Origin of the sequence: Sediminimonas sp., from assembly GCF_024637375.1 — a bacterium.
Classification (GTDB): Bacteria; Pseudomonadota; Alphaproteobacteria; order Rhodobacterales; family Rhodobacteraceae; genus Sediminimonas.
On record NZ_JAGXFK010000081.1, the window covers coordinates 1 to 24,576 of the forward strand.

General features: G+C 67.2%; 23 protein-coding genes and 1 pseudogene. 16 read left to right on the top strand and 8 right to left on the bottom strand.

Features of this window, described 5'->3' with window-relative positions:
• The 5 genes from Q0L89_RS12555 to recO all read left to right on the top strand — a co-directional run.
• Window positions 1–513, top strand: a 513-nt coding sequence (locus Q0L89_RS12555; protein WP_296765652.1) for a putative dsRNA-binding protein, incomplete at its 5' end; no start/stop codon positions are given.
• On the top strand, window positions 510–1,415 hold the full coding sequence (era, locus tag Q0L89_RS12560) for a GTPase Era (protein WP_296765655.1): 906 nt from the start codon (window positions 510–512) through the stop codon (window positions 1,413–1,415). The genes Q0L89_RS12555 and era, both read left to right, overlap by 4 nt.
• Before the next feature lie 66 nt (window positions 1,416–1,481).
• Window positions 1,482–1,814, top strand: coding sequence for a DUF1491 family protein (locus tag Q0L89_RS12565; protein WP_296765659.1), 333 nt, complete (start codon window positions 1,482–1,484; stop codon window positions 1,812–1,814).
• Between the two features lie 118 nt (window positions 1,815–1,932).
• Window positions 1,933–2,460, top strand: a complete 528-nt coding sequence (locus Q0L89_RS12570; protein WP_296765661.1) for a universal stress protein — start codon at window positions 1,933–1,935, stop codon at window positions 2,458–2,460.
• A gap of 76 nt (window positions 2,461–2,536) precedes the next feature.
• Entirely contained in the window at window positions 2,537–3,271 is a 735-nt protein-coding gene (recO, locus tag Q0L89_RS12575; protein WP_296765664.1) for a DNA repair protein RecO, read from the top strand.
• A 35-nt stretch (window positions 3,272–3,306) separates the two neighbouring features.
• On the opposite strand, the gene Q0L89_RS12580 is transcribed toward recO, so the two are convergent.
• Window positions 3,307–3,846 carry a TetR/AcrR family transcriptional regulator gene (locus tag Q0L89_RS12580; RefSeq protein ID WP_296765666.1) on the bottom strand — a complete coding sequence of 180 codons (540 nt, stop codon included), beginning with the start codon at window positions 3,844–3,846 and terminating at the stop codon, window positions 3,307–3,309.
• Between the two features lie 236 nt (window positions 3,847–4,082).
• Between Q0L89_RS12580 and Q0L89_RS12585 the strand changes: the two genes are divergently transcribed.
• The 4 genes from Q0L89_RS12585 (at window position 4,083) to Q0L89_RS12600 (ending at window position 10,564) form a co-directional block, all read left to right on the top strand.
• Window positions 4,083–5,063 carry an efflux RND transporter periplasmic adaptor subunit gene (locus Q0L89_RS12585; protein ID WP_296765668.1) on the top strand — a complete coding sequence of 327 codons (981 nt, stop codon included), beginning with the start codon at window positions 4,083–4,085 and terminating at the stop codon, window positions 5,061–5,063.
• Window positions 5,056–8,286, top strand: coding sequence for an efflux RND transporter permease subunit (locus Q0L89_RS12590; RefSeq protein WP_296765671.1), 3,231 nt, complete (start codon window positions 5,056–5,058; stop codon window positions 8,284–8,286). The genes Q0L89_RS12585 and Q0L89_RS12590 overlap by 8 nt, the downstream gene beginning before the upstream one ends.
• A gap of 170 nt (window positions 8,287–8,456) precedes the next feature.
• On the top strand, window positions 8,457–9,374 hold the full coding sequence (locus Q0L89_RS12595) for a lipid A-modifier LpxR family protein (RefSeq protein ID WP_296765674.1): 918 nt from the start codon (window positions 8,457–8,459) through the stop codon (window positions 9,372–9,374).
• A gap of 116 nt (window positions 9,375–9,490) precedes the next feature.
• Window positions 9,491–10,564 (top strand): Hint domain-containing protein, encoded by a 1,074-nt coding sequence (locus Q0L89_RS12600; protein ID WP_296765677.1) that lies wholly within the window; start codon window positions 9,491–9,493, stop codon window positions 10,562–10,564.
• A gap of 178 nt (window positions 10,565–10,742) precedes the next feature.
• Here the strand turns inward: Q0L89_RS12600 and trpA are convergent, their stop codons facing one another.
• Window positions 10,743–11,534 carry a tryptophan synthase subunit alpha gene (gene trpA / locus Q0L89_RS12605; RefSeq protein WP_296765679.1) on the bottom strand — a complete coding sequence of 264 codons (792 nt, stop codon included), beginning with the start codon at window positions 11,532–11,534 and terminating at the stop codon, window positions 10,743–10,745.
• Between the two features lie 138 nt (window positions 11,535–11,672).
• Between trpA and ychF the strand changes: the two genes are divergently transcribed.
• The gene (ychF, locus tag Q0L89_RS12610; protein ID WP_296765681.1) at window positions 11,673–12,770 is read left to right on the top strand and encodes a redox-regulated ATPase YchF; all 1,098 of its coding nucleotides are present in this window, start codon (window positions 11,673–11,675) and stop codon (window positions 12,768–12,770) included.
• A 14-nt stretch (window positions 12,771–12,784) separates the two neighbouring features.
• Here the strand turns inward: ychF and trpB are convergent, their stop codons facing one another.
• From trpB to groES, 6 genes and pseudogenes are all read right to left on the bottom strand, one after another.
• Entirely contained in the window at window positions 12,785–14,032 is a 1,248-nt protein-coding gene (gene trpB / locus Q0L89_RS12615; protein ID WP_296765683.1) for a tryptophan synthase subunit beta, read from the bottom strand.
• 144 nt (window positions 14,033–14,176) lie between these two features.
• Window positions 14,177–15,328, bottom strand: a complete 1,152-nt coding sequence (locus Q0L89_RS12620; RefSeq protein WP_296765686.1) for an alpha-D-ribose 1-methylphosphonate 5-triphosphate diphosphatase — start codon at window positions 15,326–15,328, stop codon at window positions 14,177–14,179.
• Entirely contained in the window at window positions 15,325–16,059 is a 735-nt protein-coding gene (locus Q0L89_RS12625; RefSeq protein WP_296765687.1) for an alpha/beta fold hydrolase, read from the bottom strand. The genes Q0L89_RS12620 and Q0L89_RS12625 overlap by 4 nt, the downstream gene beginning before the upstream one ends.
• 156 nt (window positions 16,060–16,215) lie before the next feature.
• Window positions 16,216–17,056 (bottom strand): annotated as a pseudogene (locus Q0L89_RS12630) (DMT family transporter).
• Window positions 17,057–17,288: 232 nt separating this feature from the next.
• Window positions 17,289–18,941, bottom strand: a complete 1,653-nt coding sequence (groL, locus tag Q0L89_RS12635; protein WP_296765690.1) for a chaperonin GroEL — start codon at window positions 18,939–18,941, stop codon at window positions 17,289–17,291.
• A gap of 50 nt (window positions 18,942–18,991) precedes the next feature.
• A complete protein-coding gene (gene groES / locus Q0L89_RS12640) occupies window positions 18,992–19,279 on the bottom strand; it encodes a co-chaperone GroES (protein ID WP_296765692.1) in 288 nt (95 codons plus the stop codon).
• A 296-nt stretch (window positions 19,280–19,575) separates the two neighbouring features.
• Between groES and Q0L89_RS12645 the strand changes: the two genes are divergently transcribed.
• The 6 genes from Q0L89_RS12645 (at window position 19,576) to Q0L89_RS12670 (ending at window position 24,554) form a co-directional block, all read left to right on the top strand.
• Window positions 19,576–20,496 carry a manganese-dependent inorganic pyrophosphatase gene (locus Q0L89_RS12645; protein WP_296765695.1) on the top strand — a complete coding sequence of 307 codons (921 nt, stop codon included), beginning with the start codon at window positions 19,576–19,578 and terminating at the stop codon, window positions 20,494–20,496.
• Between the two features lie 81 nt (window positions 20,497–20,577).
• Window positions 20,578–21,450, top strand: coding sequence for a TIGR01459 family HAD-type hydrolase (locus Q0L89_RS12650; RefSeq protein WP_296765697.1), 873 nt, complete (start codon window positions 20,578–20,580; stop codon window positions 21,448–21,450).
• Window positions 21,451–21,555: 105 nt separating this feature from the next.
• Window positions 21,556–21,999 carry a MaoC family dehydratase gene (locus Q0L89_RS12655; RefSeq protein WP_296765700.1) on the top strand — a complete coding sequence of 148 codons (444 nt, stop codon included), beginning with the start codon at window positions 21,556–21,558 and terminating at the stop codon, window positions 21,997–21,999.
• A 100-nt stretch (window positions 22,000–22,099) separates the two neighbouring features.
• Window positions 22,100–23,038 carry a bifunctional riboflavin kinase/FAD synthetase gene (locus Q0L89_RS12660; protein ID WP_296765702.1) on the top strand — a complete coding sequence of 313 codons (939 nt, stop codon included), beginning with the start codon at window positions 22,100–22,102 and terminating at the stop codon, window positions 23,036–23,038.
• Window positions 23,035–23,517 carry a YcgN family cysteine cluster protein gene (locus tag Q0L89_RS12665; protein ID WP_296765705.1) on the top strand — a complete coding sequence of 161 codons (483 nt, stop codon included), beginning with the start codon at window positions 23,035–23,037 and terminating at the stop codon, window positions 23,515–23,517. The genes Q0L89_RS12660 and Q0L89_RS12665 overlap by 4 nt, the downstream gene beginning before the upstream one ends.
• Entirely contained in the window at window positions 23,508–24,554 is a 1,047-nt protein-coding gene (locus Q0L89_RS12670) for a low specificity L-threonine aldolase (protein ID WP_296765707.1), read from the top strand. Before Q0L89_RS12665 ends, Q0L89_RS12670 begins: the two co-directional genes overlap by 10 nt.
• Window positions 24,555–24,576 lie beyond the last annotated feature (22 nt).

A 24,576-nucleotide genomic window follows, 5' to 3' on the forward strand; every position in this document is an offset into this window, starting at 1 on the left:
GCATTGCTGGCCCATGACGCCGAGGCGCGCGAGGGTCAGCTTGCGCCGCGCTTCAACGCGCTGGTGCGCAAGGAAGCCTGCGCGGAGGTCGCCGCCGAGATCGGGCTGGGCGAAGTGATGAAACTGGGCCGCTCCGAGATGATGTCGGGCGGCCGGCGCAAGACCGCGCTGCTGGGCGACGCGATGGAGGCGGTGATCGCCGCCGTCTACCTCGATGCAGGTTTCGAAGCGGCGCGTGACATGGTGCTCCGGCTATGGGGCGCGCGCATCGCACGGGTCGAAGACGACGCGCGCGATGCCAAGACCGCGTTGCAGGAATGGGCGCAGGGGCGCGGCCTGGCGCCGCCCAGATATGTCGAAACCGCGCGCTCGGGGCCCGATCACGCGCCGGTCTTTACCATCCGGGCGCAGCTTGAAACCGGTGCGCACAGCGATGCCAGCGCCAAGTCCAAGCGCCAGGCCGAGCAGGCCGCCGCCCAAGCGTTGCTTGGCGATCTGGAGGACGGAAAATGACCCGACGCGCCGGTTTCGCGGCCCTTATCGGAGAGCCCAACGCGGGCAAATCCACCCTGCTCAACCGGATGGTCGGGGCCAAGGTGTCGATCGTCACCCACAAGGTGCAGACCACGCGCACCCGCATCCGCGGCGTCGCCATCGAAGGTGACGCGCAGATCGTCTTCGTCGACACGCCGGGCCTGTTCCAGCCGCGCCGCCGGCTCGACCGCGCGATGGTCGCCGCCGCCTGGTCGGGCGCCGCCGACGCCGACGTGATCGTGCTGCTGGTCGAGGCGCATCGCGGTATCACCGAAGGTGTCGAACGCATCCTCGAAAAGCTGGGCGAGCTGGGCAAGCACCGCACCGTCGCACTGGCCATCAACAAGATCGACCGCGTGAAATCGGAGGTTCTGCTGGGCCTGACCAAGCAACTCAACGACCGATTTGCCTTTGCGCAGACATTCATGATCTCAGCCGAAAAGGGCTACGGCGTCGATGACCTGCGCCACTGGCTTGCCGAGCACATGCCCGAGGGGCCGTGGCTCTACCCCGAGGACCAGATCGCCGATCTGCCGCTGCGCATGATCGCCGCCGAGACAACGCGCGAGAAGCTGACGCTGCGCCTGCACCAGGAACTGCCCTACCAGTTGACGGTGGAAACGGAAAACTGGGAAGAGCGCAAGGACGGCTCGGCGCGCGTCGACCAGGTGATCTATGTCGTTCGCGACGGTCACAAGGGTATCGTGCTGGGCCACCGTGGCGAGACGGTCAAGGCCGTGGGCCGCGCCGCGCGCGAGGACCTGGAGGCGTTCCTTGGCCGCCGCGTTCATCTCTTCCTTCAGGTCAAGGTGCGACCCGGCTGGCTGGACGAGGCCGAACGCTACGGCGAGATGGGGCTCGACTTCAAGGATGGCGCCTGAACCGATGCTTCATCTTTCCCGAAATACTCATCGCCGTCGCAAGTGGCGCGCCGCAGGGGTCTGTGCATGCCGCGGCTGACGGCGCGCTTCTGGGTCGATGCCTACATGGCGCGCCTGTCGATAGCCGATATCCCCGCCTTCGTGGTGGCCCATGGCGACGACACCGCCGGCGCGGTGCTGGTCAAGCTCAACACGCTCGACGGACAAGCCACCGCGTACACCCGCAGCTTTGATCTGATGCGCGACGCCCGGGTCTGGGCCCCGTTGGCCGAGGGCCACGAGGATCAGGTAGACGCCGCCATCGCCCGCCAACGGGCCACCGACCCCGACCTGTGGGTGATCGAGGTCGAGGATCGCCACGGCCGCCACCTGCTGGACGAGCCGGGCCTTTCGGACTGAACCCGCCACCCCCGGCCCGCCCGGCAACACGGTTGACCTGCATCAATGCAGCCAGCAAGGCTTTGCGACAGGCTGCCCCGATCCGCAAGGGCAATGGCATCAAATGGGAGATCGAGACATGATGAAGCACATTTTCGTGGCGACCGATGGGTCGCCGACCGCACACAAGGCCGTGGAGTTTGCCGCAGAAATCGCGGCAAAGTTCGGCTCCGAACTGACGATCGGGCATGTGTTGCACCGCGATTCCGATATCGACGAAATGGCCCACATGGCGGAAGCCGAACACCTGGTGGAGCATGCCGCGCGCAAGTCGCAGCGGGAATTCGACGTACCCCCGGCAAGCATGGGCTCGCTGTTCGCCGACATCCAGAGCGGCGCCGAGACGGCGCGGCTGATCACCGTGATCGGAGACGAAATCCTTGCCCGCGCCGAGCGCCGCGCCACGGATATCGGCGCGAAATCGGTGCACAAGCACTCGGCCAACGGCAAGCCGGCCAACGCGATCCTCGACATGGCCCAGGAGGCCGGCGCCGACATGATCGTGCTGGGTCACCGCGGGTTGGGGCGGGTGCGCTCGCTGATCCAGGGCAGCGTGTCGCAGAAGGTCAACCTGCACGCCGATTGCACGGTGGTCTCGGTGCGCTGACCGGCGCCGCCGGGGCTTGGCATCCGGGGCGATCTGCTGTCCTATCGGGGCAGCAGCAGAAAGGCCGGGGCCGACGATGGAATGGCGCGATCAGGGCATGGTGCTGTCGGTACGACGGCACGGCGAGACTTCGGCGATCGTCGAGGTGTTCACGCCGCAACACGGCCGCCATGCCGGCGTGGTGCGCGGCGGCGCGGGGCGGCGCATGGCGCCGGTGCTGCAACCGGGCACACAGCTTGATCTGACATGGCGCGCGCGGCTTGAGGATCACATCGGTACTTTCACGGTGGAACCGCTGCGCGGCCGCGCGGCGGGGCTGATGGGGGATCGACTGGCGCTGGCGGGGCTGGGCGCGGTCACGGCGCTGCTGTTGTTCGTGCTGCCCGAGCGCGAGGCGCACCCCGCGCTTTACGCGCGCAGCGAGGCGCTGCTCGATCTTCTGGGCCGCTCCGACGTCTGGCCTCTGGCCTATCTGCAATGGGAACTGGCGGTGCTCGAAGAGATGGGCTTCGGGCTCGACCTGGCGTCCTGCGCGGTGCTGGGGGCGGCGGCGAACGATCTCAGCTATGTCTCACCGCGCACCGGGCGCGCGGTGTCGCGCGGCGGCGCCGGCGACTGGGCCGACCGGCTGTTGCCGCTGCCCGCCTGCATGCTGGGCCACGGCCCGGCGCCGGATTCCGAGGTGATGCAGGGGCTCGGCACGACGGGTCACTTCCTGCGCGCACGCCTGGCGCCGGCGCTTGGCAACCGCCCCCTGCCCGAGGCGCGCGACCGTTTCGTGGAAACCTTCCGCAAGACCTTGCGCGAATGATCGCGCACAAGCGTCAGGGAATGGTCAGGCAGCGATCAATCGCGCAGCGCCAGCACCAGGTCGACGAGGCTTCCGATCGCGTCTTCCACTGCACCGTCCTCACCGGGCAGTTGCGGCATGCCGATCGCCGCGGCGTGCAGGATTCGCGCCATTTCCGGGTTGGTGATACCGGTGTCGGCCAGCAGTTCGACCAGGCGCGCGTGGCAGTGCGCATCGAACCGGGCCAGGGCCGCGCGCGCCGCTGCGCTGTCGTGCGCCCAGGCACGCACCGCGGCACCGGCGCCGCGGGCCGCCAGCATCGCGACCGACTGGCAAACCCCGCGCAGTTGCGCCGCGGCCGGGGCAGCGGCGTCCTGCGCGCTATCGAGTGCGGCGAGCGCACCGTCAGACCACTGCGCCAGCAGCGCCGCGTGAAAATCCGGCACATCCTTGAAATGCCAGTAGAAAGAGCCCTTGGTGGTGTTCATCCGCCGCGACATGGGCTCGGCACGCAGCGCACCGGGGCCGTCGCTTGCCAAGACCTGCACCCCGGCGACAAGCCAGTCGCGGCGAGTGAGGCGGCTGGAGTTCGACATGGACAGATCATATGGTGTCCGGCGTGTGGGAGCAAACCCGCAATCGCTTGGGCGCGCAAATGCCGCAATGCAGCACGCAAGCGCCGCTTGCCGCTTCGGGGATCAAGGGCGTACCCTATGCAGACAACGAAACCGCAACCGTGCAGGTTGTGCCGGGACGCAGGCACCTCTATATATTCCGAAATTGGAATAGTAGGGGGCCGAAAACGGTCCCCCGCACTGGAAGGAAGACGAAGATGCGCCTGATTGCTTTCGCCGCCGCGCTGATCGCGGTTCTGCCGGCGGGCCTGGCCGCGCAGGCGGCTTTCACCGTCGAACCGGTCACGTTGACCGAATGGAAGTCCGTCTACGGCCGGATAGAGGCGCGCGACCGCGTGCCCGCGCGCGCCCGGCTGGGTGGCACGTTGGTGCGGCTGGGGGTGACCGAGGGCGACCGGGTCAGCAGCGGCCAGGACGTGGCGAGGATCAAGGACGACAAGCTGGAATTCCGCCTCTCGGCGCTGGACGCAAGGGCCGAGGCGTTGACCTCGCAGCTCGAGAACGCGAGCAGCGAACTGGCGCGCGGCGAAAAGCTGCTGGAACGCGGCGTGACCACCGCGCAACGGCTGGATGCCCTGCGCACCGATGTCAACGTGCTGCGCAACGAACTGGACGGCGTGCAGGCCGACCGCCACGTTATCGAGCAGCAAGTCACCGAAGGCACGGTTCTGGCACCGCTCGACGGGCTGGTTCTGGACGTGCCGGTGACAAAGGGCGCGGTGGTGATGCCCGGCGAGGTCGTCGCCACCATCGGTGGCGGCGGCTTTTTCCTGCGCCTGGCGGTGCCCGAACGCCACGCCGGATCGCTTGTCGAAGGCGAAACCATCGAGATCGAGGAAAAGGGCAAGACCCGCGACGGCACGCTGGCGCGCATTTATCCGCAAATCGAGAACGGCCGCGTCATCGCCGATGTCGAGGTGCCGGGGTTGAGCGACTCCTTCGTCAACAAGCGGGTGCTGGTGCGTCTGCCGGTCGACGAACGCGCGGCGCTGGTGGTGCCCGAGGCGGCACTGATTACCCGCGCGGGGCTGGATTACCTGCGCATCTCCGGGGGCGAAGATGGCACCCTGCTGCGAACCGTCCTGCCGGGGCAGCGCCACGTCATCGACGGGCGCCCCATGGTCGAGATCGTGACCGGGCTGAACCCCGGCGAAACCGTGGTGATCGGCAATGAGTGACAACGAGAACAATCCCGGCGACGGCGTCAAACTGGGGCTGGCGGGCCACCTGACCCGCGCCTTCGTGACATCGCCGCTGACGCCGCTTTTCATCATCGCCGCGCTGGCGGTCGGGATCGTGGCGCTCGTCACCCTGCCGCGCGAGGAAGAGCCACAGATCTCGGTGCCGCTGGTCGATATTCACATCGACGCGGCCGGACTCAGGGCGCCGGACGCGGTGCAACTGGTGACCGAGCCGATGGAAACCATCGTCAAGGCGATCAACGATGTCGAGCACGTCTATTCGCAAACTCAGGATGACGGCGCCCTGGTGACCGCGCGCTTCGAGGTCGGCACCTCGACCGACGCGGCGGTTCTGCGCGTTCACGACCAGGTGCGCGCCAACATGGACCGCATCCCCGTGGGCATTCCGCGGCCGCTGATCGTGGGGCGCGGCATCGACGACGTGGCGATCGTGGCGCTGACCTTTTCGTCCGCGCCCGGTTCGGGTGTATCGGGCAACGACCTGACGCGCGTGGCGCGCGAAGTACGCACCGAGGTCGCCAAGATCGATAATGTCGGCCTGTCCTACCTGGTGGGCGAAGTGCCCGAAATCCTGCGCGTCGCGCCCGACCCGGAAAGGCTGGCGCTATACGGCGTGACGTTGCAACAACTGGCCGGCAAGCTGGCCGGCGCCAACCGCACCTTCAACACCGGCAAGCTGCGTGACGGCGGCCAGCAGATCGACCTGATCGCCGGTGAGACGCTGATCGCACCGGCACAGATCGCCAACCTGCTGGTCACCACCCGCGACGGGCGCGCCGTCTACGTGGGCGACGTGGCGGACGTATCCTTTGTCAGCGACAGCGCCGACATGGTCGTCTCGAACGTCACCCGCGATGCGGACGGCGCCGTGCAGCGCGCCCCGGCGGTAACGCTGGCGGTGGCCAAGCGCGCCGGCGCCAACGCCGTGGTCGTGGCCGAGGAGATACTGCACAAGCTGGACACGCTGAAGGACGACTTGATCCCCGACAGCGTCATCGTGGACGTGACCCGCAACTATGGCGAGACGGCCAACGAAAAGGCAAACGAGCTGCTTTTCCACCTTGGGCTGGCGACGATATCCATTGTCGGGCTTGTGCTTGTGGCGATCGGCTGGCGCGAATCCATCGTGGTGGCGATCGTCATTCCGGTGACCATCCTGCTGACGCTGTTCGCCGCCTGGATCATGGGCTACACGCTCAACCGGGTGTCGCTGTTCGCGCTGATCTTTTCCATCGGCATCCTCGTGGACGACGCCATCGTGGTGATCGAGAATATCGCGCGACACTGGGCAATAGACCCCGCCAAAAGCCGTGTGCGCGGCGCCATCGAGGCGGTGGCCGAGGTCGGCAACCCCACCATCGTGGCGACGCTGACGGTGGTCGCGGCACTGCTGCCGATGCTGTTCGTCTCGGGGCTCATGGGCCCCTACATGAGCCCCATCCCCGCCAATGCCAGCGCCGCGATGATCTTTTCGTTCTTCGTGGCCGTCATCATCACGCCCTGGCTGATGGTCAAGATCGCCGGCAAAGCAAAGGTGAGCGAACACGCCCATGACGACACCTATGGCGGCCATCCGGGTGGCATGCTGGGGCGCATTTACGCCGCCGTGGCGCGGCCGCTGCTGGCGACGAAATCGGGCTCGCTGGCCTTTCTGCTGGTCACGGTGGTGATCTCTTTCGGGTCTCTGGGGCTCCTCTACACCAAGGATGTGACCGTCAAGCTGCTGCCCTTCGACAACAAGTCGGAACTGATGGTGGTGATCGACCTGCCCGAGGGCGCTTCGGTCGAGGCGACGGACGCGGTCGCGCAAAGAGTGGCGCGCGCCGCGCTGGAGATGCCCGAGGTGACGCAGGCCCAGACCCATGCCGGCACAGCGGCGCCGTTCAACTTCAACGGTCTGGTGCGGCACTACTATATCCGGGGCGCGCCACAGATGGGCGACGTGGATCTGCAACTGGCGGCAAAGGATCACCGCGAACGCGCCAGCCACGAAATCGCGCTGGATCTGCGCGAGCGGCTGAGGGCGCTGGACGTGCCCGAGGGCACCACGCTCAAGACCGTCGAGCCGCCGCCGGGCCCGCCGGTGATCTCGACGCTTCTGGCCGAGATCTACGGCCCCACGCCCGAGGCCCGGCGCGCGGCCGCAGCCAAGGTGCGCACGGCGTTCGAAAGCGTGCCCTTCATCGTGGATGTCGACGACAGCTACGGCACCCGGTCGCGGCGCCTGCGCGCGGTGATTTCCAACGACGACCTGGATTTCTTCCGCGTTCAGGAAAGTGACGTGTTCGACACGCTGGCGCTGCTGAACGGGGGCCGTACGGTGGGCTATTCGCACCGCGGCGAAGGGCGCGACCCGATACCTATCGTGGTCGAGCGCCCGCTGGCCGAACGGGTGATGGACGAACGGTTCCTGACCACCCCGATCCCCGCCAACCTGCTGCCCGGCGCGCGCGGGGTGGTCGAACTGGGCGATGTCGTGCGGGTGCACGAAGAGCGCGCCTCGTACCCCGTGTTCCGCCACAACGGGCGCGCCGCCGAGATGGTCACCGCCGAACTGGCGGGCGATTTCGAGGCGCCGCTCTACGGCATGATCGCGGTGCAGGAGGCGCTGGACAAGATGGACTGGGAACCGGGCACCAAGCCCGAGATCAGCCTGAACGGCCAGCCCGAGGATGAAAGCAAGGTCACGCTGCTGTGGGACGGCGAGTGGGAGGTGACATGGGTCACCTTCCGCGACATGGGCGCGGCCTTTGGCGTGGCGTTGCTGGGCATCTACATCCTGGTGGTGGCGCAGTTCGGGTCGTTCAAACTGCCGCTGGTGATCCTGACGCCGGTGCCGCTGACCTTCGTCGGCATCATGGCCGGGCACTGGCTGTGGGGGGCGCCGTTCAGCGCCACCTCGATGATCGGCTTCATCGCGCTGGCCGGCATCATCGTGCGCAACTCGATCCTGCTGGTGGATTTCATCCGCCACGCCGACACCACCGGCAAGCCCAAGCTCGATATCCTGATCGAGGCCGGCGCAATCCGGTTCAAGCCCATCCTGCTGACCGCCATCGCGGCGATGATCGGCGCGCTGGTGATCTTGTCCGACCCGATCTTCCAGGGGCTGGCGTTGTCGCTGCTCTTCGGGTTGCTCAGCTCGACCCTGCTGACGGTGCTGGTGATCCCGGCGATCTACCGCGTGTTCCGCACCTGATCCTGGCCACAGCCCCCCGCGCGCGCGTGCGGGGCTGTGGCACCGTCGCTACGGTGGCGCGGGAAACCCCCGCCCGGATGCACCTTTTGCCGGATTCACCCTAGCCGGGCGACGTGGCCTCGGTTAGAACAAATCTCGACGCTGGGGGGCGCCAAACACGGGAACATGGGATGATCCGTCTTTTCGCCGCCGCCTGCTGCCTTTTCGCCGCCCTAGCCACACAGCCCCACGCGCAGGAGCGTGAAAGGCTCGGCTACGGCCGGCTTGTCACCAACGATCTTTTCGGCGACGGAAAGGACCGCTGGCAAACCGGGTCGGTCGCCTCCAGTCGGGTCTGGGGCTCCGGCTGGGATGGCGCGGCGCCCGAGGCCTTTGGCGACATCCTGGAACTGCGCTTTGGCGGTGCCCTCATGGCGCCGGCGAACCTTGCCGCGCCGGCAGCCGGCGACCGGCCTTATGCCGGGGCACTGGCGCTGGGGCTGCACACCCATTTCAGCCGCGGCGCGACCGAGGTGGCCATGGGCGCCGACATGGTGTTCACCGGGCCGCAAACCGGGCTGGACAGGTTTCAGGACGCCCTGCACGACGTGCTTGGCGTCGATCATTCCACCGCAGGCGTGCGCGCCACCCAGATCGGCAACAGGGTGCATCCGACGCTGGTGTTCGAAGCAGGGCGCGCCCTGTCTCTGTCCGACAGCGCCCGCTTGCGCCCCTTCATCGAGGCCCGCGCCGGGGTGGAAAACATCCTGCGCGTCGGCGCCGACCTGACCGTGGGCAACTACGGGCAGGGCGCGCTTCTGGTGCGCGACCCGGTCAGCGGCCAACGCTACCGCGCCATCGCCGGCGGCGGGGCCGGGCTGTCGCTGGTCCTGGGCGGCGACATCGCCAAGGTTTCAAACAGCACCTACCTTCCCGCGTCGCGCGGCTACCGCTTGAGCAATACGCGCGACCGGCTGCGCGCCGGCGTACATTGGCAGGGCAAAAGCGGGCGCAGCGCCTATTACGGGCTGAGCTGGCTGGGCAAGGAATTCAAAGGCCAGGCCGACGACCAGTTGATCGGGTCGCTGCGACTAAAGCTGGCCTTCTGAACTTCTGCGCCAACGCGCCGTGCCAAAGGCGAAATAACCCTGTGAATCAGGGGCTTCTCAGACAGAATTAAACCTGATACTCTACCTGCAATAAAAAAAGACGAGGCAGGCAGGCGATGAGCACGTGCTATGGTGGCACGTTCGTCATTTCCTGGTCGCAGACAGAAGTGGATGGCCTGAGGGCCGCACCGGTGCACACGCTTGGCGTCGGGGTGCCGTGGACGTGGCATGGCGAAGCCGTGCGCGTGGACGGTCCACAGGAAATCTTGCGGCTGGAGCAGGCGGACGGCGAAGCGGACCTCAGGAAACGCGCGGCACGTACCGTGCGACGCCTGATCGGCGCGGCAGTAAGTGGCCGGCGCCATATCGACGAAATCGACCACGCGAAACCCGACACGCCGCTGATGGACAGCAGTATCGTGCTGACCGACGGCACCACGACCTTCACGGTCACGCTGATTGACCCCGGGACCGGCGCCGCTCCGCTGCTGATGTTCCTGGGCGAGATGCCGCCGCGCGACCGCGAGTTGTGGGTGGTGCACCACACGGTGGAGCCGCGGCGCGCCCACCCGATGGCAGCGTCGAGCGGTGGCGTGATCTGCTTTACCCCCGGCACCCGCATCGCCACCCCCCATGGCAGCCGACCGGTCGAGGCATTGCGCGTCGGCGACCGCGTGCAGACCAAGGATGACGGCGCACAGGAAATCCTGTGGGTGGGGCGGCGGCGAATAACCGGTGCGCGCCTCTACGCGATGCCCGAACTGCGCCCGGTGCGCATCCGCATGGGCGCGCTCGGGGTCGAACGACCGGATGAGGAATTGCTGGTCTCTCCGGCGCACCGGATGCTGGTCTCCGGGCGCGTGGCGCGCGAGTTGTTCAACACCCCCGAGGTGCTGGTCGCGGCGCGCGACCTGATCAACGGGCGCACCGTGGCGGTGGACATGGCACTGCGCGAGGTGGACTACATCCACATCCTGCTGCCCCGTCACCAGGTGCTGTGGGCCAACGGGGTGGAAACCGAAAGCTTTCACCCCGCCAACACCGTGCTCGACACGTTGGACATGGACGACCGCGCACGCCTTCTGGCACAACTCCCGCGGCTGGAAAGCGACCCGCACAGCTATGGCGACTACGCGCGCCGAAACCTCAACCGCTCGGAAGCGGCGATCCTCATGCACGAGGCTGCCTGACCCCGCCCGGCTTCATCTTTCCAAAATACTCCCGCCGGAGGCCCTTCGCCAAAGAGCCGCCGCCGGGGCATGCCGTGGCGCGACGGCAACGCACCCCGAGGCGTCCGCCCCGGGCGGACACTGAGAGATCCTGCGCGCGGCGCAGCCGCGCACCGCTGTTTCCCGCGTGGCTGCCGGATCAGGCCGAATGCGCCCCTTCCGCAAGCGCGGCCACGAAATCCAGAACCTCGGCGACGGGGTGGCCCTTGGCCAGTTCGCCCACGATCGCGCTGCCCACCACGCAGCCATCGGCCACGCCGGCGATCGCCGCGGCCCTCTCGGGCGCGTTGATGCCGAAGCCCACGATCACCGGCAGGTCGGTGCGCGCCTTGATGCGCGCCACCTCGGGCGCGACGTCGCCGGCCTGTGCCTCGCCCGATCCGGTGATGCCGGTGATCGACACGTAGTAGACGAAGCCGCTGGTATTCTGCAGCACCTTCGGCAGGCGCTTGTCGTCGGTCGTCGGCGTGGCAAGCCGGATGAAGTTCAGCCCCGCCCGCTGCGCCGGGATGCACAGCTCGTCGTCCTCCTCGGGCGGCAGATCGACCACGATCAGCCCGTCGATTCCGGCCGCCTTGGCATCCTCCAGAAACCGCTCGACACCGCGATTATAGATCGGGTTGTAGTAGCCCATCATCACGATCGGCGTCGTGTCGTCGCCCTTGCGAAACTCCGCCGCCATGTCCAGCGTCTTTTGCAGGGTCTGCCCGGCGGCCAGTGCCCGTTGCCCGGCCAGCTGGATCGTGGGCCCGTCGGCCATCGGGTCGGTGAACGGCATGCCCAGCTCGATCACGTCGACCCCGGCGCCCGGCAGCCCCTTCACCAGTTCCAGCGAGGTGTCGTAATCGGGGTCGCCCGCCATCACGTAGGCGACGAAGGCTTTCTTTTCCTGCGCGCGCAGGTCGGCGAACTTGGTGTCGATGCGGGTCATGTGCTGGCGTCCTTGCTGATCGGCTCACACGGATGTGCCGCAAAACCGCCGCGAACTCAATCGCCGATGCGATCGCGGGCGCGCCCTTGTCACGCCCCGTCCCGCGCAGTATGAGCGGCGCCAGCAAGGAGGACCGCCATGGGCTTCAAGATGGGAATCGTCGGTCTGCCCAACGTGGGCAAGTCGACATTGTTCAACGCGCTGACGCGCACCGCCGCCGCGCAGGCGGCGAATTTCCCGTTCTGCACGATCGAGCCCAACGTGGGCGAGGTCGCGGTGCCCGACGCGCGGCTCGACAAGCTGGCCGCGATCGCGGGCTCCAGGCAAACCATTCCCACCCGCATGACCTTCGTCGACATCGCTGGCCTCGTCAAAGGCGCCAGCCGGGGCGAGGGGCTGGGCAACCAGTTCCTGGCCAATATCCGCGAGGTCGATGCCATCGCCCATGTTCTGCGTTGTTTCGAGGATGGCGACGTCACCCACGTCGAGGGCCGCGTCGACCCCGTCGCCGATGCCGAGGTGATCGAGACCGAACTGATGCTGGCCGACCTGGACTCGGTCGAAAAGCGCCGCACCGGGCTGGTGCGCAAGCTAAAGGGCGGCGACAAGGACGCGGTGCAAGCCGACCGGCTGCTCGCGCAGGCGCAGGCCGCGCTGGAGGATGGCAAGCCCGCCCGCACCGTCGCCGTCGATGCCGACGACGCCAAGGCATGGCGGATGCTGCAACTGCTCACCGCCAAGCCGGTCTTGTATGTTTGCAATGTCGACGAGGCCCACGCTGCCACCGGCAACGCGTTCTCCGAACAGGTGGCCCGGATGGCCGCCGACCAGGGCGCCGCGGCGGTGGTCATCTCGGCCCGGATCGAGGAAGAGATCAGCCAGCTCGACGACGACGAAGCGGCGATGTTCCTGCAAGAGATGGGGCTTGAGGAGGCAGGGCTGGACCGGCTGATTCGCGCCGGTCACGACCTGCTGCGGCTGGAGACGTTCTTTACCGTCGGCCCCAAGGAGGCGCGCGCGTGGACCATCCCCGCCGGCACGCCGGCGCCCAGGGCCGCCGGCGTTATCCACGGCGATTTCGAACGCGGCTTCATCCGCGCCGAAACCATCGCCTATGACGATTTCATCGCCAATGGCGGCGAACAGGGCGCCAAGGAAGCCGGCAAGATGCGCGCCGAAGGCAAGGCCTATGTCGTGCGTGACGGCGACGTGCTGCACTTCCTGTCGAACACCTGAGCGGCGGTGGCGTGTCACCGGCCCTCGGGCGCGCCTTCCATGTCGAAGCCCAGGTGGCGTGCCACGGTGTAGATGTCCTTGTCTCCACGCCCACACATGTTCATCACGATGATGTGGTCGGCGGGCAATTCCGGCGCGATCTTGGCGACATGCGCCAGCGCGTGCGCGGGCTCCAGCGCCGGGATGATCCCTTCCAGCGCGCATGATAGCTGGAACGCCTCCAGCGCCTCGGCATCGGTGATCGAAACGTATTGCGCGCGCCCGCTCTCGTGCAGCCATGAATGTTCCGGCCCGATGCCCGGGTAGTCGAGCCCGGCGGAAATCGAGTGCCCCTCCAGGATCTGCCCGTCGTCGTCCTGCAACAGGTAGGTTCGGTTGCCGTGCAGCACGCCGGGCCGGCCGCCAGTGAGCGAGGCACAATGCTCCATCTTGGCGTTGACGCCGTGACCGCCCGCCTCGACTCCGATGATGTTCACCGACGGGTCGTCGAGGAACGGATAGAACAGCCCCATCGCGTTGGACCCGCCCCCGATGGCGGCGATCACGGTATCGGGCAGGCGGCCCTCGCCCTCGGCCGCGGCCAGTTGCCAGCGCACCTCCTTGCCGATCACCGACTGGAAATCGCGCACCATCGCCGGGTAGGGGTGCGGGCCCGCCACCGTGCCGATGCAGTAGAACGTGTCGCGCACATTGGTCACCCAGTCGCGCAGCGCATCGTTCATCGCGTCCTTGAGCGTGCCGCGCCCCGAGGTGACGGGAATCACCTCCGCCCCCAGCAGCCGCATGCGAAACACGTTGGGCGCTTGCCGTTCGACATCGTGCGCGCCCATGTAAACGACGCATTGCAGCCCGAACTTGGCGCAGACGGTGGCCGTGGCCACGCCGTGCTGGCCGGCGCCTGTCTCGGCGATGATGCGGGTCTTGCCCATCCGGCGAGCCAGCAGGATCTGACCCAGCACGTTGTTGATCTTGTGCGCGCCGGTGTGGTTGAGTTCATCGCGCTTGAGGTAGATCTTGGCGCCGCCGAAGTGTTCGGTCATCCGCGCGGCGTGGTAAAGCGGGCTGGGCCGGCCGACATAGTGGGTCCACAGGTCGTCCATCTCGGCCCAGAAGCTGTCGTCGGTCTTGGCGTGCTCGTAGCACTCTTCCAGTTCCAGGATCAGCGGCATCAGCGTTTCCGACACGAAGCGCCCGCCGAACTTTCCGAAGCGGCCCCTCTCGTCGGGCCCGGACATGAAACTGTTGAAAAGATCGTTGGACATCTCTTGCCCCTTCCCGGCTTGCGCGCGATCTGGCGCCTATCCGTGAATATGGGCTGGAAGGGCGTTTTTCCAGCGGTTTTTGATGCGGCGCGAAACCGGGTTTACACCCAACCGCCCCATCGCCCGCATGGGGCGCGACGCGATTCAACCCGCGCCCGAACCCAGCAGCCGCCGCGCCACCGTGCCGCCGGCATGGGTGATGCGACCGGCCGCCATGGTCAGCCCGACGCGGCCGGCCGAATCCAGCACGACCAGGTCGGCGCGCATCCCGGGCGCCAGTGCGCCCCGGTCCGACAGCCCCAGCGCCCGCGCCGGCCGTCCGGAGACCAACTCCCAAGCCGCCGGCCAGCCGATTTGTCCGGCCAGCAGGCGCGCCGCCTGCAAGGGCGCCGGGTAATGATAATCCGAGGCCAGCGCATCGCAGAGCCCCTCCGCCACCAGCGCGCGCGCGTCCACGCCCCGCGCATGCGAGCCGCCGCGCACCACGTTGGGCGCGCCCAGCACGATGGTGTCGCCCGCCGCACCCGCCGCCTTTGCGGCTGCGGCGGTTTCGGGAAACTCGGCGATCATCGCACCGCGTGCGCGCCATGCCTCACGGGCCGCGGCGGTGCGATCGTCATGGCTACCCAAGCGCACGCCGCACGCCACCAACCGCGTCGCCAGCGCATCCAGCCCACCTGGCACCCCGGCCCCCCGCGTATGCAGCGCGCGCAGCAATTCCAGGTGCGCATCGGGGCTGCGCCCGGCCTTCAAAGCCTGCCCCGTCAGGCGCGGCGGCCGCGCGCCGCGCGCCAACGCGTCATGCGGCAGGTGATCGTTGAACACCACGTAATCCACACCAAACCGCGCCACCGTTTCAGGGAAGGCGTCGTAGTCGTCCAGCATGTGCGTCTCGAACCTGAGCTGTGCGCGCATGTCGGTGCCGACCGCCTCATATCCCGCCAGCGCATCGAGGAACCGGAGCGCGAACTCGGGGCCGCGCATGCCGCCCTCCCAGCTCCAGAATTGCGCCAGCACAGCGGTGGTAATGCCGTTGGTGGCCAGCTCGGCCTCGGTGGCTGCCAACCCGGCGCGCAAGTCGCGCAGCACGCCGCGCCGCGGGGCGAGGTGGTGTTCGAACCCGTCGCCGTGGATGTCCACGATTCCCGGCAGAATCGTGCACCCCGCCAGATCGACGGCGCGGCCCAGGGGCGCGGCGGCAATGCGCCCGCCCGCCAGTGCCAGCGGTGCCACTTGCAGGCCACCCTGCCCCAACACCCGCGCGCCGGTCAGGGTCAGCGCCGGCAGCGCGCTCATTGCTGTTCGGGCAGTTCCATCACCGCCTCTGCGTAGCTCAGGTCATCATCGAAGGCGCCGAGGCGCAAAAAGCGAATCACCTGCGCGATGACCAACGGGCTGTTCATCATGAAGGTATGCGTAACCGGCAACACGATGTGATCGGCCATGCCTTCGACCCGGGTCGAGGCCACCGACACCTTGCCATCGTCCGGCCCGTCGATCATCGTCGAGAAAACGGGGTTGAGCGAGCGGTTGCCGGCGATCACGCCGAGATCGAAATCCACCGGCGGCAGATGCGCGGGCAGGCCTTGGGTGCCGGTGCGCAACTGCTGGCCGGCCGGCCCATTGAGCCACTCGAAGGCGTCGAGGTCGCCCAGCTCGTCGACAAGCTCGGCGCCGCTGTTGGGCGGGGCCAGCATCACCACGCGGCCCAGTGCCTCGGGGCGGTGACCCGCCAGCCAGTAGCGCGTGAGGATGCCGCCCATGGAATGGGTCACGATATGCGTGCGTTCGCCGCCGCAGCGTGCCACGGCGCTTGGCAGCACCTCGATCGCAAGGTTCGAGATCGTCTCTTCGGTGGAAGGATAGTCCGGCCGCACCACCCGGTAGCCGCGCCGCTCCAGCACCTCCTGCATCAGCAGAAACGACGCCTGCGTGCGCGCCAGCCCGTGCAGCAGCACCACGCAATCGGCGCCCGCCATGGTGGGCCAGAGCATCAGTGTCACGAAAAGGGCGAAGCGGCGGCTCATGCCGATCAGATAAGGCTTTTGCCGCGCCTGCGAAAGGGCCGAACCGTGCCGGCGATCATCACCCTGAGGCGCTGTCTGCCCCCACACGCCAAGGATACTTTTCGAGAGAGGAAAAGGAAGGCGCCGGGATTGCCGGTGCGAGCGATACGCCCGTGTTCAGCCGCGCCGGGCAGGCAGCGCCGCCAACGCCACACCGGCCATGACCAGGGCCGCGGCCAGTGCCAGCCGCGGGCTGAGCGCCTCGCCAAGAAACGCGATGCCGCCCGCGAGCGCGATCACCGGCACGCTGAGTTGCGCCACCGCCGCGGCGCTGGCCGCCAGCCGCGGCAGCACCGCATACCACAACGCGTAACCCAGCCCCGAGGTCACCGCGCCCGACAGCACCGCCAGCGCGATACCCGTCACCCCGGGCATCGCAGCCGCGGGGTTGATCGCAAACCCCACCAGCAACCCGGCCGGTGCCGCCAGCACGAAATTTGCTGCCGTGGTCCGAAGCGGATCGGCGCCGCCGCGCCCGGCCAGGGAATAGATACCCCAGCCAACGCCCGCCGCCGCCATCATCGCCGCGTGCACCGGGCCGACCTGCACCGCGCCCACGGGCCACAGCATCCAGGCCAGACCCGCCAGCGCCAGACCCGCCCCGGCAAAGCGGCGCGGCGGTACCGGCTCGCGTGTGACCAACGCGCCAGCGAACATGGTGATCTGGACCACGGCGAACAGAACCAGCGCGCCCAGCCCCGCATCGAGCGTCATGTAGGCCGCCGAGAAGCCGTAGACATAGACCAGCAGCGCCACGACGCCCGTGACCCGCCCCGCCCAGCCGCAGCCCGCCACGCAGCACCAGCACCAGCACCGCAAGCGTCACCGCGCCGGAAACGAGCCGGATGGTACCAAAGCCCATCGCGTCGATCCCACCGCTGGCCAGCGCCATGCGGTTGAGCAGCGAATTGGCGGCAAAGGCCACCATGGTCAAGGCGGTCAGAAGAAACAGGCGCATATGCGCCAGATAGACAGGACTACGGGAAAAAATCCAGCCAGATGAACGTGATCGCCACCAGGTATTGCGTCCGCCCGGCGCGTCACCCCCGACGCCCGCGCCGAGGAGGCCGCCCGTGGCGGCCGACGAGAGAACGTGCGCGCGCGCAAGCGCGCTCATCCGGGTCACGCCCGGCCAATGAAAAAGGGGCACCCGCGGGTGCCCCTTTCCATGATCGTTTGCGGGGTAGGGCTTACATCATGCCGCCCATGCCACCCATGCCGCCCATGTCGGGCATGCCGCCGCCACCGCCGCCTTCGTCCTTCTGCGGCTTGTCGGCGATCATCGCCTCGGTGGTGATCAACAGCCCGGCGATCGACGACGCATCCTCGAGCGCGGTACGCACGACCTTGGCGGGGTCGATCACGCCATAGGCGAACATGTCGCCGTATTCACCGGTCTGGGCGTTGAAGCCGAACTTCAGATCGTCGCTTTCGCGGATCTTGCCGGCCACCACGGCGCCGTCGACGCCGGCGTTTTCGGCGATCTGGCGCAGCGGCGTTTCCAGCGAACGACGCACGATGGCGATGCCGGCGGTCTGGTCGTCATTGGCGCCGGTCATCCCCTCCAGCTTCTTGGCGGCCTGCACGAGCGCCACGCCGCCACCGACGATGATGCCCTCCTGCACCGCGGCGCGGGTGGCGTTGAGCGCGTCGTCGACGCGGTCCTTGCGTTCCTTCACCTCGGTTTCGGTCATACCGCCGACCTTGATCACGGCAACACCGCCGGCCAGTTTGGCCACGCGTTCCTGCAGCTTCTCGCGGTCGTAGTCGCTGGTGGTGTCCTCGATCTGCTGGCGGATCTGCGCGACGCGGGCCTCGATTTCGCCGCTTTCGCCGTTGCCATCCACGATCGTGGTCTCGTCCTTGGTGATGTTGACCTTCTTGGCGCTGCCAAGCATGTCCATCGTGACGTTTTCCAGCTTCATGCCGAGGTCTTCGCTGATCACCTGACCGCCGGTCAGGATGGCGATATCCTGCAGCATGGCCTTGCGGCGATCACCGAAGCCGGGCGCCTTGACGGCCGCGATCTTCAGCCCACCGCGCAGCTTGTTGACCACCAGCGTGGCCAATGCTTCGCCTTCCACGTCCTCGGCGATGATCAGCAGCGGCTTCTGGCTCTGGATCACCTGTTCGAGCAGCGGCACCATCGCTTGCAGCGAGCTGAGTTTCTTCTCGTGCAGCAGGATCAGGCAGTCTTCCAGATCGGCGACCATCTTGTCGGAATTGGTCACGAAATAGGGGCTGAGATAGCCTCGGTCGAACTGCATCCCTTCGACCACGGTGGTCTCGGTTTCCAGGCCCTTGTTTTCCTCGACGGTGATGACACCCTCGTTGCCGACTTTCTGCATCGCGTCGGCGATCTGCTGGCCGATCTCGGCTTCGCCGTTGGCCGAAATGGTCCCGACCTGGGCGACCTCGGCGCTGTCGCTGACCGGGCGCGCGGCGGCCTTGATCGCCTCGACGACCGTGTTGGTGGCGAGGTCGATGCCGCGCTTGAGATCCATCGGGTTCATCCCGGCGGCAACCGATTTCATGCCTTCCTTGATGATCCCCTGGGCCAGCACGGTGGCGGTGGAGGTGCCGTCGCCGGCCTCGTCATTGGTGCGGTTGGCCACTTCCTTGACCATCTGCGCGCCCATGTTCTCGAACTTGTCTTCCAGTTCGATCTCCTTGGCGACCGAAACACCGTCCTTGGTGATCCGGGGCGAGCCGAAGCTCTTGTCGAGAACCACGTTGCGGCCCTTGGGGCCCAACGTCACCTTGACGGCATCGGCCAGAACGTTGACGCCGCGCAAGATCTTGTTGCGGGCCTCGGTGCTGAACATCACGTCTTTTGCAGCCATTTTTGCTTGCTCCTGAATATCGGAATTGTTGAGGAAATATCTGGGCTCGCTTACGCGAGGGTGCCCATGATGTCGCTTTCCTTCATGATCAGCAGTTCTTCCCCATCGAGGGTGATCTCGGTGCCCGACCACTTGCCGAACAGAACCTTGTCACCGGCCTTCACGGACATCTCGATGCGCTCGCCGTTGTCCTTGCGCGCGCCGTCGCCCACGGCGACGACTTCGCCTTCCTGCGGCTTTTCCTTGGCGGTATCGGGAATGATCAGCCCGCCCGCGGTTTTCTCTTCGCTTTCAACGCGGCGGACAAGCACGCGGTCATGCAGCGGTTTAAATGCCATCTTCGAGGCTCCTTGCTCAAAGTTAATTTCATGTCAGGCCCTGAGGCCTGTTAGCACTCACTCGACACGAGTGCTAATAGCGCTTAGCTAGGCAGTTCGCCGCGGCCTGTCAACATTCCATCGCGCCGAAAATCATCGGGCGGCGCGATATCAGTGCCCGCGGTTACGCTGCGTTGCAGCAAATCCGCCACATCCCCGCGCGCGGACCGCGCCGCACGCCCGTGACAAGCCCGGCGCGCGCGCCTATAAGGCGCCCGAACACAGCCCGTAATTGCCACCGCAGACAGGATCAAAGCATGACCATCCAAGTTTTCGGCCACAAATCCCCCGACACCGATTCGACCGGCGCGCCGATCATCTGGGCCTGGTACCTGAGCGAGATCGAGGGCACCCCGGCAACCGCGTGCCTGCTGGGCGAACCCAACACCGAAGCCGCGTTCATGCTTGAACGCTGGGGCCTTGAAAAGCCGGCGATCATCGACGACGTCGCCGCCGACGACCCGGTCGTGATCGTCGATACCAACAACCCCGCCGAACTGCCGGCGACCATCAACGAGGCCGACATCCGCGCCATCATCGACCATCACAAGCTGGTCGGCGGGCTGGAAACCAGCGGCCCGATCGACATCACCATCCGCCCGCTGGCCTGCACCGCCACCATCCTGCACGACTTGATGGGCGCTGACGCCGCGCGCATGCCCGAGGCGATCAAGGGCGCGGCTCTGTCGTGCATCCTCAGCGACACGCTGCAATTCCGCAGCCCCACCACCACCGCGCATGACCGTGACGTGGCCGAGAAGCTGGCGGCCGACCTGGGCGTGGACATAGCCGATTACGCGGCCGAGCTTTTCGCCGCCAAGTCCGATGTCTCGGCCTTCTCCGATGCCGAACTGCTGCGCATGGATTCGAAGGAATACGAGGTCGCCGGCACCAGGTTCCGCGTCTCGGTGCTGGAAACAACCGCGCCCGAGCAGGTGCTGAGCCGCAAGGACAGCCTGATGAACAGCATGGAATCCGTCGCCGCCGAAGATGGCGTCGACCAGGTGCTGCTGTTCGTCGTTGATATCCTCAACGAAGAGGCGACGCTGCTGGTGCCCAACGACCTGGTGAGAACGGTGGCCAAAAAGAGTTTTGGCGTGACAGCCGACGGCGACACCGTGGTGCTGCCCGGCGTGATGAGCCGCAAGAAGCAGATCATCCCCAACCTGGCGGTCTGACCGGCCCTCTTGTCCGGCCGGGGCACGCGGTAGCGCCGACCGCGTACCGCCCCGCCCCTGCCCCGATGCGCAAGGTACCCCATGACACGGATCATTTCTTCGCTCGCCGAGGTTTCGGCCCGCTACGACGCCGCCTTCGTCGACCTGTGGGGCTGCGTCCACGACGGTGTACGCGCCATCCCGTCGGCGGTGGCGGCGCTGCGCGCGTTTCGGGCGTCGGGGGGCGCGGTGGTGCTGCTGACCAACTCGCCGCGCCCGCGAAAGGGCGTCGAAGCGCAGCTCGACCAGTTCGGCGTACCACGCGATGCCTGGGATACCATCGCCACCTCGGGCGACAGCGCCCGCGCAGCGATGTTCCGCGGCGTGGTCGGTCGCAAGCTGTTCTTCATCGGCGAATCGCGCGACAAGCCCTTCTTCGAGCCGATGCAGCTAGTCGATGACCCGGTCGAGGTGCAACTGGTGCCGCTGGATCAGGCCGAAGGTATCGTGTGTACCGGCCCCTTCGACCCGGCCGCTGACCTTGCCGATCTGCGCCCGCAGCTGTTGCTTGCAAAGCAGCAGGGGCTGAAACTGCTTTGCGCCAACCCCGATATCGTGGTCGACCGCGGCGACCATCGGGAATGGTGCGCCGGAGCGGTGGCGCGCCTCTACACCGAGATGGGCGGTGAAAGCTTCTATTTCGGCAAGCCGCATCCGCCGATCTACGACCTGGCGTATCGCCGGCTGGCGGCTTTGGAACGCGACAGCGCGGCCGCTGCGATCCTGGCGATCGGCGACGGCGCACAGACCGACATCCGCGGCGCCATGGGCGAGGATCTCGATTCGCTGTTCATCACCGGCGGGCTGGCCCGCCAGGAGACGCGCACCGCCGGCGCCCCCGACCCAGGCGCGCTGGAACGTTACCTCGCGGCTGAATCGGTTGCGCCGACCTATGCCATGGGGCAGTTGCGCTGACCGAATTAGGGCTTGATTTTCTGCGCCCGCAAAGCAATAAAGTTCCAATATTCCCGCGCGCATGTAATCGAATGTTTCGTGTGCCGAGCAGACTTGGAGGACCGGATGTTGGACAACATGCCTCGTGGCACGATCTGCATCGAAGATATCGAGATGGGGATGACGCGCCATCTGCGCAAAACCGTCACCGACCGGGATATCGAGCTGTTCGCCGAGGTCTCGACCGATCACAACCCCGTCCACCTCGACGACGCCTATGCACAGGACACCATCTTCGAGGGGCGCATCGCGCATGGCATGTTGACCGCCGGGTTGATTTCGGCGGTGATCGGCGAGCAATTGCCGGGCCACGGCACCGTCTACATGGGCCAGTCGCTGAAATTCCTCGGCCCCGTGCGCCCCGGCGACAGCGTCTTGGCCGAGGTCGAGGTGATCGGTATTGACCATTCCAAGCGCCGCGTTCAACTCGAAACGCGCTGCATCGTCGACGGCAAGAAGGTTCTGATCGGCGAAGCCACCGTTCTGGCCCCGTCGCGCAAGTTCGACTGACCCGACCGGGGTGCTTCCACGCGGTGCGGCTGCGCCGCGAGAACGCGCGCGGCGCTGTCACCGCTTGCGCCCGGTCGCCGCGGGCGCTACCCCATGCGGCATGCGTATCATTCGCGATCATAAGTATGTTGCGCCCGAAGACCGCGGCGCCAGCGCCGCGATAGGCAATTTCGACGGCGTGCACCTGGGGCACCTGTCGGTGATCGACCTGGCGCGACAGGAAGCGCGGCGGCTCGGGGCGCCGCTTGGCGTGGTGACGTTCGAGCCGCATCCGCGCGAATTCTTTGCCCCCGGCGCGCCGCCGTTTCGCCTGATGGGGCGCGAGGCTCGCGCCCATCGGTTGGAGAAGGTCGGGGTCGCGCGTCTGTACGAGCTGAATTTCAACGCCGCGCTGTCCTCGCTGGGGGCGCGGGACTTTGCGCGCGACGTGTTGGCCGACGGGCTGGGTCTGCGGCATGTCGTGATCGGCGAGGATTTTCGTTTCGGCAAGGGGCGCGAAGGCGGCGCCGCGGATATGGAGCGTTTCGGCGCCGAGATGGGGTTCGGCGTCACGTTGGCACCGCTGCTGAGCGGCACCGGCGGGCAGGTTTCCTCGACCGCGATCCGCACCGCGCTGAGCGACGGGCGCCCGCGCGACGCGGCGGCGATGCTGGGGCACTGGCACCGGATCGAGGGCGAGGTCGTGGGCGGCGAGCAGCGCGGCCGCGAACTGGGTTTTCCCACCGCCAACATGTCGATCGCCGGGCTGCATCCGCCGCGCTTTGGCATCTACGCGGCACTGGTCGATATTCTGGACGGGCCGCATGCCGGCAGCTACCACGGGGCCGCCTCTATAGGAGTGCGCCCGATGTTCGGGGAAAACAGGCCCAACCTGGAAACCTACATCTTCGACTTCTCGGGCGACCTTTACGGCGCCGATCTTTCGGTTGCGCTGGTCGAATTCCTGCGCCCCGAGGAAAACTACGACAGCGTCGAAACGCTCGTCGCGCAGATGGACGCCGATTGCGCCCGCGCGCGCACAATCCTCGCCGCGATATGACAAAAGAGCCGATCCGCCGCGACGGGCTGCGCCCGAGGTTCTGGGAAAACGTCCCGCTGTCGCGGATGACCCGCGCCGAATGGGAGGCGCTATGCGACGGCTGCGGCAAGTGCTGCCTCAACAAGATCGAGGACGAGGACACCGGCGAGGTGGCGCTGACCCGCGTCGCCTGCCGACTGTTCGACGACACCACCTGCCGCTGCGCGCAATACGACATCCGCCACAGCTTCGTGCCCGAATGCATCGTGCTCAAACCCACCAACCTGGACCTGCATGCCTACTGGATGCCCGAAACCTGCGCCTACAAGCTGCTATGGCAGGGTCGGCCCCTGCCCGACTGGCACCCGCTGATCACCGGCACACCCGAGAGCGTGCACGCGGCCGGGGTTTCGATGCAGGGCCGCACGGTGCCGGAATTCGAGATCGACGAAGACGATTGGGAAGACCACATCATCGAGGAGCCGAATGGATGTTCTTGACCTCAGACAATGCCGGGCCCGCCCACCCGGCGGTAATCGAGGCGCTGGCTGGCGCCAACGAGGGCTACGCCGGCGCCTACGGGGCCGATGCACAGATGGACGCGGTGCGCGCCCTGGTCCGCGAGGCGTTCGAGGCGCCCGAGGCTGCGGTTTACCTGGTTGCCACCGGCACGGCGGCCAACTCGCTGGCGCTGGCGACGTTGTCGCAACCCTGGCAGACGGTGTTCTGCGCGCCCGTGGCCCACATCCACGAAGACGAGTGCAACGCGCCCGAGTTCTTTACCGGCGGCGCCAAGCTGACGCTGGTGGGCGCGGCACCCAAGATGACGCCCCAAGCACTGGAAGGGACCATCGCCGCCGAGGAATCGCGCGGCGTGCACGGCCCGCAGCGCGGGCCGGTGTCGATCACCAACGTGACCGAGCGCGGCACTGTCTACACGGTGGACGAAATCGCGGCGCTGGCCGGCGTGGCGCGCGGCTATGGCCTGCCGGTGCACCTGGACGGGGCACGGTTTGCCAACGCGCTGGTGGCGCAGGGCTGCACTCCGGCCGAGATGACGTGGAAGGCCGGCGTTGACGCGGTCAGCTTCGGCGGAACCAAGAACGGGCTGCTGGGGGTCGAGGCAGTAATCTTTTTCGACCCCGCCCATGCCTGGGAGTTCGAGCTGCGCCGCAAGCGCGGCGCGCACCTGTTTTCCAAGCACCGCTACCTGGCGGCGCAGATGCTCGCCTACCTGACCGATGATCTGTGGCTGGATTGCGCCCGCCGGGCCAATGCCAATGCCGCGCGGCTGGCCGAGGGGCTGGCCGGGGTGCCGGGGGCGGAATTCCTGCACCAGGTCGAGGCAAACATGATCTTCGCCACCCTGCCCCGGACCACCCATGAACGCCTGTTCGACGCCGGGGCGCAGTATTATCTGTGGAACAGCACGCTGGAGGGCGCGGCCCCCGACGCGGCCTTGGCCGCGCGGTTGGTCTGCGACTGGTCGCTCGGGGCGGAGGCGATCGAGCGTTTCATCGACATCGCGCGCGGCTGAGCCTTGCGCCGGCGCCCGGCCC

Coding starts and splice junctions, on each gene's coding strand:
- era (WP_296765655.1), top strand. CDS start 510: ATGACCCGACGCGCCGGTTTCGCGGCCCTTATCGGAGAGCCCAACGCG.
- Q0L89_RS12565 (WP_296765659.1), top strand. CDS start 1,482: ATGCCGCGGCTGACGGCGCGCTTCTGGGTCGATGCCTACATGGCGCGC.
- Q0L89_RS12570 (WP_296765661.1), top strand. CDS start 1,933: ATGATGAAGCACATTTTCGTGGCGACCGATGGGTCGCCGACCGCACAC.
- recO (WP_296765664.1), top strand. CDS start 2,537: ATGGAATGGCGCGATCAGGGCATGGTGCTGTCGGTACGACGGCACGGC.
- Q0L89_RS12580 (WP_296765666.1), bottom strand. CDS start 3,846: ATGTCGAACTCCAGCCGCCTCACTCGCCGCGACTGGCTTGTCGCCGGG.
- Q0L89_RS12585 (WP_296765668.1), top strand. CDS start 4,083: ATGCGCCTGATTGCTTTCGCCGCCGCGCTGATCGCGGTTCTGCCGGCG.
- Q0L89_RS12590 (WP_296765671.1), top strand. CDS start 5,056: ATGAGTGACAACGAGAACAATCCCGGCGACGGCGTCAAACTGGGGCTG.
- Q0L89_RS12595 (WP_296765674.1), top strand. CDS start 8,457: ATGATCCGTCTTTTCGCCGCCGCCTGCTGCCTTTTCGCCGCCCTAGCC.
- Q0L89_RS12600 (WP_296765677.1), top strand. CDS start 9,491: ATGAGCACGTGCTATGGTGGCACGTTCGTCATTTCCTGGTCGCAGACA.
- trpA (WP_296765679.1), bottom strand. CDS start 11,534: ATGACCCGCATCGACACCAAGTTCGCCGACCTGCGCGCGCAGGAAAAG.
- ychF (WP_296765681.1), top strand. CDS start 11,673: ATGGGCTTCAAGATGGGAATCGTCGGTCTGCCCAACGTGGGCAAGTCG.
- trpB (WP_296765683.1), bottom strand. CDS start 14,032: ATGTCCAACGATCTTTTCAACAGTTTCATGTCCGGGCCCGACGAGAGG.
- Q0L89_RS12620 (WP_296765686.1), bottom strand. CDS start 15,328: ATGAGCGCGCTGCCGGCGCTGACCCTGACCGGCGCGCGGGTGTTGGGG.
- Q0L89_RS12625 (WP_296765687.1), bottom strand. CDS start 16,059: ATGAGCCGCCGCTTCGCCCTTTTCGTGACACTGATGCTCTGGCCCACC.
- groL (WP_296765690.1), bottom strand. CDS start 18,941: ATGGCTGCAAAAGACGTGATGTTCAGCACCGAGGCCCGCAACAAGATC.
- groES (WP_296765692.1), bottom strand. CDS start 19,279: ATGGCATTTAAACCGCTGCATGACCGCGTGCTTGTCCGCCGCGTTGAA.
- Q0L89_RS12645 (WP_296765695.1), top strand. CDS start 19,576: ATGACCATCCAAGTTTTCGGCCACAAATCCCCCGACACCGATTCGACC.
- Q0L89_RS12650 (WP_296765697.1), top strand. CDS start 20,578: ATGACACGGATCATTTCTTCGCTCGCCGAGGTTTCGGCCCGCTACGAC.
- Q0L89_RS12655 (WP_296765700.1), top strand. CDS start 21,556: ATGTTGGACAACATGCCTCGTGGCACGATCTGCATCGAAGATATCGAG.
- Q0L89_RS12660 (WP_296765702.1), top strand. CDS start 22,100: ATGCGTATCATTCGCGATCATAAGTATGTTGCGCCCGAAGACCGCGGC.
- Q0L89_RS12665 (WP_296765705.1), top strand. CDS start 23,035: ATGACAAAAGAGCCGATCCGCCGCGACGGGCTGCGCCCGAGGTTCTGG.
- Q0L89_RS12670 (WP_296765707.1), top strand. CDS start 23,508: ATGTTCTTGACCTCAGACAATGCCGGGCCCGCCCACCCGGCGGTAATC.